This window comes from Pigmentiphaga sp. GD03639, from assembly GCF_029845405.1.
GTDB lineage: Bacteria > Pseudomonadota > Gammaproteobacteria > Burkholderiales > Burkholderiaceae_B > Pigmentiphaga > Pigmentiphaga daeguensis.
Genome location: NZ_JAOCLR010000020.1, coordinates 90,690 through 105,112 on the forward strand (window position 1 = coordinate 90,690; position 14,423 = coordinate 105,112).

A 14,423-nucleotide genomic window follows, 5' to 3' on the forward strand; every position below is an offset into this window, starting at 1 on the left:
GCCCCCCTTACGCGCTTACGCGCGGGGGGGCCGACGGCGGTGGACCGGCGGAGCCGGATCCACCGTGTCGTGTCTGGAAATCCCGACGTGGTTGCGTCGGGTTTTTTTATGCGACGCCCGCTGGGCGAACCGGTTCGTGCGTCGGACGAGGCGCGGCCGGAGGCGGCTATCATTGACCGGGTTCAACGATGCCTCACGATTATGCGCACTCAAGACTATCCCATCGATCGCAGCATAGGCTTCCTGCTCGGCAGGACCTTCCGCCGCTGGCGCCCGATCATGGAACAGCAGATCAGCAGCGCGGGAATCTCGCATGGCATGTGGTTCTTCCTGCGCGCGTTGTGGGAAAAGGACGGGGTGAGTCAGCGCGAGATCGCCGAGATGGTGGGGCTGACCCAGCCCACGGCGTGGGCGGCGCTGCGCAAGCTCGAGGCGCAGAAGATGGTGGATCTGCAGCCCGATTCCGAGGACAAGCGCAAGGTCCTGGTGTTCCTGACCGACAAGGGCAGGAGCCTGGAGGAAGTGCTGCTGCCCAGGGTCGAGCACATCAACGAAGTGGCCCTGGGGGGGCATCAGCAAAACGGACCTGGCCACCTTCCGCCGCGTGCTGGGCCGGATAGAAGCCAACATCGCGTCCGCCGAATGATGCCCCCGCGGGCGGGCGCGCTCAGATGGCGTTGATGACGCCGCCGTCCACCTGCAATGCCGTGCCGTTGATGTACGAGGCGCGTTCCGAGCACAGGAAGGCCACGGCCGCGGCGATGTCCTCGGGTTGTCCGAAGCGCCCGACGGGAATGCCGGCCAGCTTGCCAGCCGTGTAGGCCTGGCTGTCGGCGGCCAGCTCCTGGCCGCGCTTGAAGCGGTCGGTCATGATGCGTCCGGGCACGATGGTGTTGAGCAGGACGCCGTCGCCGGCCACTTCCTTGGACAAATACCTTGAACGGGCCATTGACGCCGGGGCGGGTGGTCACCGAGGTCACCAGGTCGGGTATCGGTTCGCACACCGACCGCGCCTGCACGGTGACCACGCGGCCCCAGCCCCGGGCCCGCATGCCGGGCAGCGTGCGGTGCAGCAGCCGGAAGGCGGCGATGACCGACATCTCGAAGGCGTCGCGCAGGTCCTGTTCGGAAATGGCATCGAATCCGCCGCGCTTGGGCGAGCCGCCGATGGAGACGAGGATGTCGACGCCGCCGTGCTGCCGTTCGGCGGCATCGACCAGCGCTTCGATGTCCGCGGCCGAGGTCAGATCCGGGGGAATGGCCGTGACCTCGCCCCGCGCCACCGAGCGCACCTCGTCGGCCGCCTGTTCCAGCTGCGGCCGCCCGCGCGCGCACATGACGACGTGCGCGCCCTGGCTGGCCAGCTCCATCGCACAGGCCTTGCCTATGCCCTTGCTCGATGCCGTGATCAGTGCCGTGCGTCCGGCGATTCCCAGGTCCATGGTGTCATCCTTGCGATGAAGTTGTCGGCCTGCCCGTCATGGCTGCAGGCTGCGGTCGAGAAAAGAGCGGTCCCAGATCTCGTCCAGCCGGAGGGCGGAACGCGAGTAGGAAGGCGCGTACAGGTCGATGACCCGCTGCATGCCAGCTTCCGAGGGATAGGGCCGGCGCTGGAAGCGCCGGGCATAGAAAGCATGGACCGCCAGCGCCTGTTCGTGGTTCAGGAAGCCCAGGTGGCGCTTCATGCTTTCCAGGACCCGGTCCGGCTGGTCCAGGAACAGCGCGATCGTCTGCACGTAGGCGTCGACCGCGCGCTGCACGCGCTCCGGGTGGGCGCGGGCATAGCCGCGGGTGGTGGCGACTATGGGGCCCTGGAAGCGCAGTTCCTGGCCCAGGTCGGCCAGCCTGCGCAGGCCGAAGGCGACCGAGCCGGCCACCTCGTAGTCGGCGGTCAGGACGCCGGCCGCGATGCGGCCCTCCTGCAAGGCCCGGTAGATCGCCGGGTAGGTGCCCAGCTCCAGCAGTTCCACGTCCTCGAGGCGCAGCTTCCACTTGTCCAGCATCGCGGCGGCGCTGACCCCGGTCTGGCCGGGAATGCTGAGCACGCCGATGCGTTGCCCGGCCAGCGCATGCGGCGCGTCGACGTGGGCGGCGCCCTGCTGGCCGAGGCCAGGGAGGCGGACCGCCGGTTCGCGGCGGGCCGGCCGGCGGGCGGGCTCGATCGTGCTGGGCAAGACCAATGTCCCGCCGATGGCCCTGGCGGCCGTCACCGGCAACGAGATATACGGACCGACGCGCAATCCGCTTGTGCCGGTGTTGACGCCGGGCGGTTCCAGCGGCGGCGCGGCGGCCGTGCTGGCCTGCGGCATCGGGGCGTTGGCCCTGGCCACCGATGCCGGAGGGTCGATCCGGCGCCTGGCCGCCTATACCGGCACGGTCGACTTCAAGCCGTCCGCCGGCGCCACCCGGTCCTCCAGCGGCTTTCCCCGCACTTCTCTCGATTTCCAGGTCGTGGGGCCCATGGCGCGGTCGGTGGAGGACTGCGCGCTGCTGACCGCGGTGCTTGCCGTCGACGGTTCCTGTTTTCCCTGGCGGACGGATGCCGGGCGGCCCGAGGCGTGGCTGCGCGACCGGGCGCAGGCGCGGCGCGCGCGCATCCTCGCCGTTTCTCCGCCCGCGCAGGGGCAGGAGCCCGAGGTCACCGCGGCGTTGAACACATGCGCGGAGCGCCTGGCGCGCGCCGGCCACCGGATCGATTGGCGGCCCATGCCTTATTCGGTGGCCCAGGTCGACGCGTTCTGGTCGGAACTCATTCCGCACGGCGTGCGCACTGCCGTCGACGAGCTGGGCCTGGACGAAGCGGCGCTGCCGGCGCCCTTGCGGGACCTGGCCCGGCGCTCGTCCGAATCCACCGCCGCCGACATGTATCGCACGGTTGCGCGGCTGCTGGAATGGCGGCAGCAGCTCCGGGCGCTCTGGTCGGAGGCGGACGTGGTCCTGTCGCCGGCATCCCCCTGTCTTGCCTGGCCGCACGACGAGCCTTACCCGGCGCGCATCGACGGCGGGCCGGCCTCGCCGCGGGCAGGGGCGATCTATGCGGCCTTCGCCAACGCGGCGGGGGCGCCTTCGATCTCGGTGCCGGTGTCGTGGCACCCGGGTATCGGCATCCAGTTGACCGGCGTGCCCGGCAGCGATGCCCGATTGCTTGCCTGGGCCTGGGGAATGCGAACAGGCCATGCAGGCGTGAAAGGCTGTTTTCACTTTAATAAAACGTTAGCTATCTATTTGAATGAATGCTGACGTCTAGCCCTGACAGGAGGAGAACGTGAGCGATAGGCAGGATGTCCCGGAACTCGTGCGCGGCGTGCCGCGGGGGTTGGAACTGGGGTTGAGGAACTATTGGTATCCCGTGGCGCAGAGCGAGGAGCTGGCGGCCGACAAGCCGATCGGCACGCACTGTCTGAACGAGGACCTGGTGCTGTTCCGCGACAAGCAGGGTACGCCGGGCGTGCTGTACGACAGGTGCCCGCACCGGTACGTCAAGCTGTCCAGCGGCAGGGTGCTGGACGGGCAGTTGCAGTGCGCCTACCACGGCCTGCGATACGACCGCGGCGGCGCATGCACGCTGATCCCCTGGGAAACCGACGCCGACGCCGGGCAGTTGTTCAAGGCCCGTGCCCGGTCCTATCCCTGCGTCGAGCTGGGCGGCTACGTGTGGGCCTACATCGGGGATCCCGACCGCTTCGTGCATTTCCGGCTGCCGACCGACGAATGGGGCGCGAACTGGCTGCTGGTGATCGATGGCGGCGATGCCTATCATGCCGTCACCCTGCACATGGAGTCGCAATACCATGAAGCCGTGGCCCGCTACCTGGGCGCGGGCGGGGAGGGGACGGCGCCGAAGCTGACGCCGCTGGAGGACCGGCGGGTCAAGATCGTCGAGACCGACGGCCATGGCCTGCGGGGCATCTCCGTGGACCTGGAGGGCAACATGCTCGATCATGGCCACGGCCTGGACAAGTTCAAGGGCGAGCGTTTCAATCTGCCCGGCCTCGTCTCCAATGTGCTGCGCCCCAAGGCCGGCGATGCCGCCTACGTGTCGCGGCTGTTCCAGGTGCCGATCGACTACCATCGCACGCGGCTGTTCCGCTACGCGGCGTGGCGCGCCGAGACGGCCGAGGAACGCGAGCGCCTGGCCCGGCATTTCGAGGCCGTGGTCAAGCCCAGGCAGTTGAAGACGGGGGCGGAAGACCGGGAGATGGCCCGCGTGGCGGGCGATCTGGTGGAGTCCCGCAAGAACGAGATCCTGTTCGGGCCGGACCGCGACATGATGCGGATCCGGCGGCGCCTCGCCGCGGCGTTCGTGGCGCAGCAGGACAGTCGGCGCGCGCCCGCCGACGAGCCGACCCCGACGCCCGCCTCGCTGGCGTTTCCCGTTTGAGCGCGTCCCCGCAACGCAGTGTCGTGGCGGCGGTCCATCCGGACCGCCGCCGTGTTTCCCGTCGTGTCTAGCAGAGGTGGAACATGAAGAAGCTTGTGGCAGTCTTCGGCATGGGCATCGCGGCCGCGCTGACCGCGCCGGCATGGGCGCAGGTCCACGATTATCCGGCCCGGCCCGTCACCCTGATCATGCCGTACAGCGCCGGTACGGGCATCGACACTGCCACGCGCGCGCTGGCCGAAAAATTGCGCGTGGGCATGAAGACGCCCTTCATCGTGCAGAACAAGGTCGGCGCGGGCGGCAACATCGGCACCGAGTTCGTCGCCCGCTCGGCGCCAGACGGCTACACCTTGCTGGTCGTCGCCAATACGCTGGCCATGAACCCCAGCCTGTACAAGAACCTGCCCTACGATCCGGTGCGCGATTTCGCTCCGGTCGGCTTGCTGTTCAAGGGGGCGATGGTGCTGGTGGCCGGCAGCAAGGTGCCGGCGCGCAATCTTGCCGAGTTCGTGGCGGCGGCCGCGAAGGCGCCGGGGCAATACAACTATGCCTCGGCCGGGGTCGGCACGCCGCAGCACCTGGCCATCCAGTCCGCGCTGGCCCAGATCGAGGCCGGCAAGATGCATGCGCTCGCGGTATCGAGCCCCGTGCGGCACCCGGCCCTGCCGGACGTGGCCACGGTCGCGGAGTCGCTCGGCAAGCCGTTCGACGTGGATCTCTGGTATGGGCTGTTCGCACCCGCGGGCACGTCCGCGGCCATCGTCGACAAGCTGCATCGTCAGGCGCAGGAGGCCCTGGCCGACCGCGACATGCGCCAAAGCCTGTCGGCCCAGGGCATGGCCGGCGCGATCAGCACGCCGGCCGAACTGGGGGCGCTGGTGAAGTCGGACCTCGCGCGCTGGGCGCGGGTCATCGAGGCCCGCGGCATCGCGCCCAACTGACGCAGCCCGATGCTATGCGGGGTGTCGAAACAAGGGCCCGCCTCCGGCGCGGCCTTGCACGACATTGACGACCATCGAGCCTATGTTGTCGAAGGCGATGCGGACCCGATCGCCGTGCCTGATCGGCCCGACACCGGCCGGCGTGCCGCCGGCGATGATGTCGCCAGGCTCGAGGGTCATCATCTGCGATGCCATTTCCACCATGCCGGGAACGTCGAGGACGAAGTTGCGGTTGTTCGCATCCTGCCTGAGCTCGTCGTTCACCCAGAGCCGGCCTTGCAACTGCGACGGATCGCCCACTTGGACCCACCTTCTTCTTGTCTCAGCCAGTGAGAAATTCCGTTGACCCGGGCGGCGCGGCGCGGGATAGTCTGCCCAACGGGGAATGGGACCCTATGGGTGGAACGAAACGATGGAATTGGGCGCATCGCTGCATCATCTGCACTTGACCTCGCCGGACCCGCAGCGGCTGGCGGATTTCTACTCCCGCACGCACGGCCTGGCGCCGCGCGCCGAGGCCGGCCGCTGGGTGTGCGCCGCGCCGGGGCGCATGCTCGTGCTGTCGGCGGGCCCGGCCAACCGCCTGGCATACGCGCTGTTCGGCTTCGCGGACGCCGGGCGCTGGCAGGCTTTCAAGGAACGGGTGGGCGCGCGCGCCACGGCCGAGGTGCCGCCGCTGCCCGTGCCGTACGAGGACGCGCTGGCGGCGCGCGACCCCGACGGCAATCTCGCCGTCTTCGCGCTGCGCCCCGGCGCGCCGCCGGGCCCGGCGTCCGGCAATGATTTGCCGCCGGCCCATACGCAGCACTTCGCGCTGCGCACCCTGGATCCCGCCCCCATGCTGGCCTTCTACGAAGGCGTGCTCGGCTTCACGCTGTCGGACCGGGTCCAGGACGACGAGGGGGTGCTGCGCGCCTGCTTCCTGCGCACCGAGACCCTGCATCATGCGCTGGCGCTGTTCCGCGCGCCCGTGAACTGTTTCGATCACCAGTCCTTCGAGACCGCCTCATGGAACGACATGAAGACCTGGGGCGACCACATGGCCACCATTCGCGAGACCATCGTGTGGGGCATCGGCCGCCACGGGCCCGGCGACGACGTGTTCTTCATGGTGCGCGACCCCGACGGCAACCTGGCCGAGATCTCGGCCGAGATCGAAGTCTGCGCGCCGGATCGTCCCGCGGGAGTGTGGGTGCACGAGGAACGCACCCTCAACCTCTGGGGCAAGGCCATCATGCGTGATTGAGGCGGCCGTGTCGGAACGTCTGCTGCGCATCCTCGGTTCCTTCGACCTCAGCCGCCCGGTGCGCAAGCCGGCCCAGCTCATGGCGGAGCTGGGCGTGTCGCGGGCCAGCATCTACCGGGACCTGAAGGCGCTGGAAGAGGCCGGCCTGCTCGAGCGGGTGGCGGACCGGGGCTATGCGCTGGGGCCGCTGATCGTCGAGCTGGATCGCCAGATCCGCCTGGCCGATCCGCTGCTGCAGGCGTCCGGTTCGCTGTTGCGCAAGCTTGCCGCCGAAACCGGCGGAACCGTGCTGTTGTGCCGGGTCCACGGCGACAAGGTCCTGTGCATTCACCAGGAGGTGCCCGCCGATCCGGTTGCGCCGGTCAGCTACGAGCGCGGCCGCGCCATGCCGCTGTACCTGGGAGCCACCTCCAAGGTCATCCTGGCCCACCTGCCGCGCGCCGAGCTGGAACGGCTATGGCACCGGGACCGCGCCGCCATCGTGCGGGCCGGTTTTCCGTCCGGCCTGCAGGGTTTCCTGGCCGCACTCGAACCGCTGCGCGAGGCCAGGGCCTGCGTGACGCACAGCGAGGTCGATCCGGGCATGGCCGGACTGGCCGTCGCCCTGCTGGACGGCCAGCGGGTCCTGGGCAGCCTCAGTGTCGTCGTGCCGCTCGCCAGGCTGCCGGCGGCGCGCGGCAAGACCGTGCTGTCCCGGCTCTTCTCGGTGGCCTCTGCCATCGAATCGACTCTCGAAAACGAACGTCTGCGGGCTCGCAGCAAAAGATAGCGATCATGCAAGCAACTTCCCACTATCCGGTCATCGTTCTCGGTGCCGGTCCGACCGGCTTGACCCTGGCGAACCTGCTCGGTGTCCATGGCGTCCGCACCTTGCTGCTGGAGCGCAACGCATCGACGGTGGACGAACCCCGCGCCGTGTCCATCGACGACGAGAGCCTGCGCACCGCCCAGTCGGCGGGACTGGTGGACGAGATACTGCCGTCCATCGTGCAGGGCTACGGCGTCCACTATTTTTCCTGGTCCGGGCGCGAGTTCGCCCGCATCGAACCGCAGTCGACCGAGTACGGCTATCCCAAGCGCAACGCGTTCCGGCAGGCCGTGCTGGCGGCCCAGCTATGCGCCGGGCTGGAGCGGTTTGCGCATGTCGAGACGAAGTTCGAGCATGAATTGCGGCGCTTCGAGCAGGATGCCGACAAGGTCGTGCTGGAGATCGATCATCGCGGCACGCCGGTCACGCTGAGCTGCGACTGGCTGGTGGCCTGCGACGGCGGGCGCAGCGGGGTGCGCGAGCAGTTGGGCATCGCGCTGTCGGGCGACACCTTCGCCGAGAAATGGCTGATCGTGGACCTGCTCGATCGCCGGACGCCGTTCCGCCATACCCGCACCTATTGCGATCCGGTCCGTCCGGCGATCCGGCTGCCGGGCCCGCAGGGCACGGTGCGGTACGAATTCATGCTGAAAGAGGGCGAGACCGCCGAGCACGTGCTGGACGAGACCCGCCTGCGCGGCTGGATCCGCGCCCGCGAGCCGCTCGACGAAGACCTGCCGATCGCGCGCAAGGTGGTCTACACCTTTCACGCCCGCCTGGCCGAGCGCTGGCGCGACGGCCGGGTGCTGCTGGCCGGCGACGCCGCCCACCTGACGCCGCCGTTCGCCGGGCAGGGCATGAACAGCGGCGTGCGCGACGCCGCCAACCTGGCGTGGAAGCTGGACGCCGTGGTCGGTGGGCGCTGCGGCCCCGCGCTGCTCGACACCTACGAGCTCGAACGCAAGCCGCACGCCTGGGCCTTGATCGAGATGGCGATGCGCATCGGCCGCTACATGCAGCCCAAGTCGCGCCTCGAGGCCATGGCGGCGCAATGGGCGCTCGGGCTCTGCAGCCTGTACCCGCCGGCGCGGGACTACGTGCTGCAGCTCAAGTTCAAGCCCAAGCCGCGCTTCGCGCAGGGTTTCTTCCTGCCGTGCCGGGCGCCCGACACGGCGATCAGGGCCGGCCAGTTGCTGCCGCAGCCGCGCATGGAGTGGCCCGGCGGCGCACGCCGGCTGCTGGACGAGGCGCTCGGCCCGGGCTTTGCCTGCCTGGCCTGGGCGGGCCGGCCGCTGGATCCGGATACCGACCGCGTCGTGGCCGCGGCGGGCATGCGGCGGATCGAACTGGTGGCGGCCGAGGACGATTTCCCCTGGCCGGCGCAACCGGGTGCGCCCGGCCGGCTGGTCGTGCGGGACTGCGGCGGCGTCCTGCGGCGGGTGCTGGCCGGGGCGGACGCCCGCGCCGTGCTGGTCCGGCCGGACCGCTACGTGCTGGCCTTCCTGTCCGGCGCCCCGGGCGAGGCGGCGCGGCTGCGGGAGCTGTTCGACCGCTACGGCCCGCGGCGATAGGACGCCGGGCTACCAGGCGACCCGGCTCATCGGATCGTCGTTTGCCTCGCGGTCCGCCGCCAGCACTTCCGAGATCCGGTCGCGCACCCAGCGGTGCAGCGGGCTCAGGTGGGTCCGCACGTGCCAGGCCATGCCGAACTCGATGCGGGGCAGGGTGTAGGGCAGCGGGTAGCTCTTGAGCGAAGACATCATGCCGCGCACCAGCGTAGCGGGAAACACCGACACGAAATCCGTGCCGCGCAGCACGCGCTCGGCAACCAGGAAGCTGGGCACCGACACGACGGTGCGGCGCGCGAGGCCCATCTGCCGCAGGATGTCGTCCGTGGCGTCGTCGAACTCTCCGCCCAGCGGCAGCACGATGACGTGCTGCATGGCGACGAAGTCCTTCAGCGTGAGCTGCTTCTTGCGGTAGGGGTGGTCCCAGCGCATCGCGCAGACGAAGCTCTCGTCGTGCAGCGGCCGCACGTGCAACCGGTCGGAAAAGCTCGAGCGGCGCGAAATGATGAGATCCACCTGGCCCGAGGCCATGTGCTGCTCGATGTCGGGGACCATCGCGCGCGTCGCGGTGACGAAGCCGATCCGCACGCCCGGCGCCGTCTGCGCCAGATCGCCGAACCACCTGGCCAGCCGGCACTGCGTCACGTCGTTGGTGCCGATCAGGATGCTGCCCTGTGCCGTCCGGGGGTCGAAGCGGTCGGGCTGGACGATCGCGCGGAACCCATCCAGCAACTCGGAAAGCCGCGGGGCCAGCTCCAGCGCGCGCGGCGTCGGCGTCATACCGCGCGCGCCCGGTATCAGCAAGGGATCGCCGAACATCCGCCGCAAACGCACCAATTGAGCGGAGACGGCCGGCTGGCTGCTGTTGAGCTTGACCGCCGCCCTGGTGACGTTGCGCTCGTTGAGCAGCGTCTCCAGCGTCAGCAGCAGGTTCAAGTCCATACGGCCAGCCATCATCCAATCCTTATACCAGCAATCCGGTTTATTGATTTCAATTATGCCTTCAAAGGGCGCAATATTCCTACACGGTCACTCAAGCAATCAGCACATACCCTTGATTCTGGCTGAAAGATCAACGAAAAAACGGAGTTCATCATGAAAGTGCAAGCCCTTGCCTATACCGCCCTGATTGCCGCCTCGCTCGTCGGCGCGGCCGCCCATGCCGACCAGGGCAACGACTACGCCAACGATTTCCCCCCTCCCGGGATTTCGACCACCCATGCCTTGACCCGCGCGCAAGTGCGGGCCGAGCTGGCCGAAGCCAGGGCCCGCGGCAACATCGAATACGGCCAGGAAGGCTTCCCCAGCGAGACCACGCAGCCGGCCGCCGCGCCGCTGAGCCGCGCGCAGGTGAAGGAGGAACTCAGGCGCGCCGAGCTGGCGCATCGCGCCGGCGGTCCGGGCGAATACCCGAACAATCTGTGATCCGGGCCGGCCCGCCGCCAAGGCGGGCCCAGGTCCCCTTTATTCGAACCGATAGCCGATGTTGGTCAACAGCAGCGTGTCGGATTTCTTCACGCCGGGCTGCGGGTTGCTCATGTAGCGGTTCGACAGCGTGACCTTGAGTTCGATCTTCTTCGTGATCGAGGTGGTGATGCCCGCGTCGAACTGGATGCGGTATTCGCCGCTGTCGCTCAGGTTGGGATAGAGGGCCAGGCGCTGGTTCAGCGACGTGGCATCCGAGATCATGTGGTTGGATTCCTCGCCCAGCAGCAGTTCGGTCGAGTTGCGCGTCTCGGTGGTGAAGCGTTCGTGGTTGTAGGCAAGGCCGGTGAAGACGTCGAACAGCGTCTTCTCGGTCTTGATCAGGTGGCGCCCGACGCCGGCCGCCGCGACGCCGCGCATGTCCAGTTCCTGCAGTTTGTCGTGCTCGAGGTCCAGCGAGCCGAAGCCGAAGGTCCGGTCGGTGATGTCGCGGTCGTACTTGCCGCCCAGGCGCAGCAGGTTGGCGGTTTCCGAACTGCTGCCGTTTTCCTTCTTGGTCCCGTAGAGCGCGGTCAGCGTGAAGTTCAGGCGGTCGTATTCCCTCGCCCGGCCGGCGTTGGCGCCGAGATTGAACGAGGTGGAGTCGGTGTTGCCGGAAGCGATGCTGGCGCCGGCGCTGATCGCGCCGCGCCATTTGCCATCGGTCTTCAACGGCGCCTGTGCCCACGCCGGGGCGGTTGCGAGAGCGAATGCGAGAGGAACGACATGTCGGGTTTTGAACATCGATGCTTTCTCCTTATTGCACCAGGCCGCATGGCGGGCATGCGGCGGGACATCCTCAATGACGGGTTGCCATTCGGAGTGGGTTGGACGAGTCCGCGGCCGGGCGCTGCATGACTGCGGGCGGCCTGGACGTGGCTCGAGGGAGTGCGTCGCGAGACGCGGTTGAACACGGGCGGGCGGCGCGGCCGCTGCCCGGATCGGGCGCGCCGCTTGTCGGGCGCGCCGCCTGGGCGACGATGCGCCCAGGCGTCACCATACACTGCCCATCCCCCCGGTGCCAACGTAGAATGGCGTGATCGTTCATTCCGGCGGACGCCGCCTCGTCTACATGGATGTCTTCGTTTCGCTCTGGGACCGGCTGGTGACCTGGTTCACCGCCTCCGATACGCCCGGCCAGCTCGTGCTGTCGGTGGTGGTGCTGCTTGCCGCCACGTTCGCCACGCGCGCGGCCAACCGCTACTACCGGGGCAAGGGATCGGGGTCGACCGAAGAGCGCCGCACCAGCTATCTGGCCGTGCGCAACTTCACCGCCATCGCGACGATGCTGCTGATGCTGTTCGTCTGGGGCGGCCAACTGCGCCATTTCGCGCTGTCGGTGGCGGCGCTGGCGGCCGCGGTGGCCATCGCCAGCAAGGAATACGTCATGAGCGCGCTGGGCTCGCTGATGCGCGCCACGCAGCAGTCCTACTCGGTGGGCGACGTGATCGAGATCGGCGGCATGAAAGGCGAGGTGCTGACCATCGACCTGTTCACCACGGCGCTGCTGGAGCAGACCGCCTCGGGGCTGGTCACCGGCCGCGTCTGCCGGTTTCCCAACATGATGCTGCTGCTCAATCCCGTGCGCACGATCTCGGCCATGGGTATCTTCGTGCTGGAATCGGTGCGCGTGCCGCTGGAGCCCGGCGACGACATCCCGGCGGCGCAGGAACGGCTGCTGCGGGCGGGCAGGGAAGTCTGCGAACCCTGGCTCGAGCAGGCGGACGTGCATTTCCGGCACCTCGAGGGCGCCTACCTGATCGCGCTGCCCGCCAGCGAACCGCTGGCGGTGATCGAGCCCGTCGACCCCAAGCGGCTGGACGTGGTGCTGCGCTTTCCCTGTCCCAGCAATCGGCGCGTGCGCACCGGCCAGGAAGTCCTTGCCCACTACTACCGGCAATTGCAGGAACCGGCGGCGGACGGCTGAGGCGCGCTGTACACTGGCTTCTTTTAGTGTGAACGGGCCCCGGCCTCGTTCCTGCCATGACCCAGGTTTCCTCTCCTCACGCCGACATCGTCGTCGTCGGCACCGGTATCGCCGGGCTGGCCGCCGCGCTGGCGCTGGCGCGCCAGGGGCTGCGCGTGGAGTTGCTCGGCCCGCGCGCGCCGCTGCCCGCGCCCGAGGCCGGCCGCTTCGATCCGCGCGTCTACGCGCTGTCGCCGGCCAGCCGCGGCCTGCTGGCCGGGCTGGGCATCTGGGACGCGCTGCCGGCCGAGCGCATCGCCGGCGTGCGGCGCATGGAGATCGTCGGCGACCGGCCGGCGTGGGGCGATCGGCCCGGCCGGCTGGGATTGTCGGCGTGGCAGGCCGGTTGCGACCATCTGGCCTGGATCGCCGAGTCGCGCGAGCTGGAGCGGGTCCTGCGGCAGGCGGTGCAATGGTCGGGCATCCGCTGGACGACCGAAGATTTCGTCGCCCTGGACGGCGCGCGGGGCGCCCCCGGGCTGACATTGCGGACTGCCGGCGGGCAGGCGCTGCAGGCGCGCCTGGCGGTGGCGGCGGACGGCGCCGATTCGAAACTGCGCGAGGCGGCGGGGCTGGCCGTCAGCCGCTCGGACTACGGGGCGACCGGCGTGGTCGTGCACCTGACCGCGGCGCTGCCGCATCAGGAGTGCGCCTGCCAATGGTTCACCCCCGACGGGGTGCTGGCGCTGCTGCCCATGCACGATACGGACGAAGGGCCCCAGGTCTCGATGGTCTGGTCCATGCCGCGGGCGCGGGCCGACGCCTTGCTGGCGCTGCCCGACCACGAGCGGGCGCCGGCGCTCGAGGCGCGGCTGGCCGCCGCCACGGGCGGCAGGCTGGGGGCGCTGCGCGTGCGCAGCCCGCTGTTCGGCTTTCCGCTCACGTTGCAGCATTGTCCCCAGCTTGCGCAGCGGGGCGTGATCCTCCTGGGCGATGCCGCGCACGTGGTGCACCCGCTGGCCGGCCAGGGATTGAATCTCGGCCTGGGCGACGTGCAGGCGCTGGCGCAGGTACTGGGCGGCCGCGAACCGTACCGGGCGGTCGACGATCCCCGGCTGCTGCGCCGCTACCAGCGCGCCCGCGCCGAACCGCTGCTGGCCATGCGCGCCGTCACCGACGGCCTGTTCCATCTGTTCGGCTCCCGGGCCGGGCCGGCGGCCTGGCTGCGCAATGCCGGCCTGGACCTGGTGGACCGCGTGCCCCTGCTCAAGCGTATGCTGGTCAATGGCGCATCGGGCATCGCAACCCGGCCATGGCCGGGCGGTCCGACTATATGATTTCGAGGGACGGGCGCGAAGACGCGGCGCCGGCCCCACAAGGAGAATCGATGAAACGCATGCTGACTTCCCTGTTGCTGACCGCGGCCCTGGCCGCGCCCATGTCCATGGCCTGGGCGCAAGCCGCCAATTCGAGCGAGCCGACCGCCGAAGAGGGGGTCAAGCAGCGTTTCGAGCAGCGCTTCGGCCAGGTCGGCGTCGATGGGGTGTCCCGCACGCCGTACGGCCTGTACGAGGTGCGCATCGGCGCCGAGCTGGTCTATACGAATGAGAAGGTCGACTTCGTGCTGGACGGCAACCTGATCGACGCCTCGACCCGGAAGAACGTGACGCGGGAGCGCAAGGAAAAGCTGCTGGCGGTGAAGTTCAACGAACTGCCGCTGAACCTGGCGATCAAGCAGGTGCGCGGCAACGGGTCGCGGCGCATCGCGCTGTTCGAGGACCCCAACTGCGGCTATTGCAAGCAGTTGCGCCATTCGATGCAGGGCATCGACAACGTCACCATCTACACCTTCCTTTATCCCATCCTGTCGCCCGACTCCACCGTCAAGACGCAGGCGGTCTGGTGTGCGCCCGACAAGGGCAAGGCCTGGGACGACTGGATGCTGAACGGCAAGGCGCCCAAGGCCGGCACCTGCAACGCGCCGATCAAGGAACTGCTGGCCCTGGGCAAGAAGCTGCAGGTGACCGGCACGCCCACCATCATCTTCGGCGACGACAGCCGGGTGGGCGGCGCGATTCCCGCCGAACGGCTGCGCCAGAAACTCGACGC

17 protein-coding genes are annotated in these 14,423 nt (G+C 69.1%); 12 read left to right on the top strand and 5 right to left on the bottom strand.

Going from position 1 to position 14,423, the window contains the following annotated elements; genetic code table 11:
• Positions 1–69 precede the first annotated feature (69 nt).
• Complete coding sequence (locus N5K27_RS19685; protein ID WP_279818253.1) at positions 70–681, top strand: MarR family transcriptional regulator; 612 nt, start codon at positions 70–72, stop codon at positions 679–681.
• Here the strand turns inward: N5K27_RS19685 and N5K27_RS19690 are convergent.
• The gene (locus N5K27_RS19690) at positions 668–949 is read right to left on the bottom strand and encodes an SDR family oxidoreductase (protein WP_279818254.1); all 282 of its coding nucleotides are present in this window, start codon (positions 947–949) and stop codon (positions 668–670) included. The genes N5K27_RS19685 and N5K27_RS19690 overlap by 14 nt on opposite strands.
• On the opposite strand from N5K27_RS19690, the gene N5K27_RS19695 reads away from it, so the two are divergent.
• Positions 937–1,461: a hypothetical protein gene (locus N5K27_RS19695; protein ID WP_279818256.1), complete on the top strand. Its 525-nt coding sequence runs from the start codon at positions 937–939 to the stop codon at positions 1,459–1,461. The genes N5K27_RS19690 and N5K27_RS19695 overlap by 13 nt on opposite strands.
• Positions 1,462–1,478: 17 nt before the next feature.
• On the opposite strand, the gene N5K27_RS19700 is transcribed toward N5K27_RS19695, so the two are convergent.
• Positions 1,479–2,174 carry an ABC transporter substrate-binding protein gene (locus tag N5K27_RS19700; protein WP_279818258.1) on the bottom strand — a complete coding sequence of 232 codons (696 nt, stop codon included), beginning with the start codon at positions 2,172–2,174 and terminating at the stop codon, positions 1,479–1,481.
• Here N5K27_RS19700 and N5K27_RS19705 point away from each other — a divergent pair.
• The 3 genes from N5K27_RS19705 to N5K27_RS19715 all read left to right on the top strand — a co-directional run bounded on the left by N5K27_RS19705 (position 2,164) and on the right by N5K27_RS19715 (position 5,322).
• Positions 2,164–3,240 carry an amidase gene (locus tag N5K27_RS19705; RefSeq protein WP_279818259.1) on the top strand — a complete coding sequence of 359 codons (1,077 nt, stop codon included), beginning with the start codon at positions 2,164–2,166 and terminating at the stop codon, positions 3,238–3,240. The two genes, N5K27_RS19700 and N5K27_RS19705, sit on opposite strands and share 11 nt — an antisense overlap.
• Positions 3,241–3,265: 25 nt before the next feature.
• Positions 3,266–4,381 carry a Rieske 2Fe-2S domain-containing protein gene (locus N5K27_RS19710; RefSeq protein WP_279818261.1) on the top strand — a complete coding sequence of 372 codons (1,116 nt, stop codon included), beginning with the start codon at positions 3,266–3,268 and terminating at the stop codon, positions 4,379–4,381.
• 83 nt (positions 4,382–4,464) lie between these two features.
• Complete coding sequence (locus tag N5K27_RS19715; RefSeq protein ID WP_279818263.1) at positions 4,465–5,322, top strand: tripartite tricarboxylate transporter substrate-binding protein; 858 nt, start codon at positions 4,465–4,467, stop codon at positions 5,320–5,322.
• Positions 5,323–5,334: 12 nt separating this feature from the next.
• Here N5K27_RS19715 and N5K27_RS19720 read toward each other — a convergent pair whose 3' ends face one another.
• Positions 5,335–5,622, bottom strand: coding sequence for a fumarylacetoacetate hydrolase family protein (locus tag N5K27_RS19720; protein WP_279818264.1), 288 nt, complete (start codon positions 5,620–5,622; stop codon positions 5,335–5,337).
• A gap of 112 nt (positions 5,623–5,734) precedes the next feature.
• Between N5K27_RS19720 and N5K27_RS19725 the strand changes: the two genes are divergently transcribed.
• Genes N5K27_RS19725 through N5K27_RS19735 form a run of 3 tightly spaced genes read left to right on the top strand, consistent with a single transcriptional unit; the run spans position 5,735 to position 8,947 of the window.
• Positions 5,735–6,568 carry a VOC family protein gene (locus N5K27_RS19725; protein WP_279818266.1) on the top strand — a complete coding sequence of 278 codons (834 nt, stop codon included), beginning with the start codon at positions 5,735–5,737 and terminating at the stop codon, positions 6,566–6,568.
• A gap of 7 nt (positions 6,569–6,575) precedes the next feature.
• Entirely contained in the window at positions 6,576–7,337 is a 762-nt protein-coding gene (locus N5K27_RS19730) for an IclR family transcriptional regulator C-terminal domain-containing protein (RefSeq protein WP_279818269.1), read from the top strand.
• A 5-nt stretch (positions 7,338–7,342) separates the two neighbouring features.
• A complete protein-coding gene (locus N5K27_RS19735) occupies positions 7,343–8,947 on the top strand; it encodes a bifunctional 3-(3-hydroxy-phenyl)propionate/3-hydroxycinnamic acid hydroxylase (RefSeq protein WP_279818271.1) in 1,605 nt (534 codons plus the stop codon).
• 9 nt (positions 8,948–8,956) lie between these two features.
• Here the strand turns inward: N5K27_RS19735 and N5K27_RS19740 are convergent, their stop codons facing one another.
• Positions 8,957–9,886: a LysR family transcriptional regulator gene (locus tag N5K27_RS19740; protein WP_279818272.1), complete on the bottom strand. Its 930-nt coding sequence runs from the start codon at positions 9,884–9,886 to the stop codon at positions 8,957–8,959.
• Positions 9,887–10,039: 153 nt separating this feature from the next.
• Here N5K27_RS19740 and N5K27_RS19745 point away from each other — a divergent pair, with 153 nt between their 5' ends.
• On the top strand, positions 10,040–10,369 hold the full coding sequence (locus tag N5K27_RS19745; protein WP_279818273.1) for a DUF4148 domain-containing protein: 330 nt from the start codon (positions 10,040–10,042) through the stop codon (positions 10,367–10,369).
• Between the two features lie 39 nt (positions 10,370–10,408).
• Here N5K27_RS19745 and N5K27_RS19750 read toward each other — a convergent pair whose 3' ends face one another.
• Positions 10,409–11,152 (bottom strand): DUF481 domain-containing protein, encoded by a 744-nt coding sequence (locus N5K27_RS19750; protein WP_279818274.1) that lies wholly within the window; start codon positions 11,150–11,152, stop codon positions 10,409–10,411.
• Between the two features lie 292 nt (positions 11,153–11,444).
• Here N5K27_RS19750 and N5K27_RS19755 point away from each other — a divergent pair, with 292 nt between their 5' ends.
• From N5K27_RS19755 to N5K27_RS19765, 3 genes are all read left to right on the top strand, one after another.
• Positions 11,445–12,335, top strand: a complete 891-nt coding sequence (locus tag N5K27_RS19755; protein ID WP_279818276.1) for a mechanosensitive ion channel family protein — start codon at positions 11,445–11,447, stop codon at positions 12,333–12,335.
• Positions 12,336–12,391: 56 nt separating this feature from the next.
• A complete protein-coding gene (locus N5K27_RS19760) occupies positions 12,392–13,651 on the top strand; it encodes an FAD-dependent monooxygenase (RefSeq protein WP_279818277.1) in 1,260 nt (419 codons plus the stop codon).
• Positions 13,652–13,701: 50 nt separating this feature from the next.
• The coding region (locus tag N5K27_RS19765; RefSeq protein WP_347945199.1) for a DsbC family protein at positions 13,702–14,423 on the top strand (722 nt) is incomplete at its 3' end.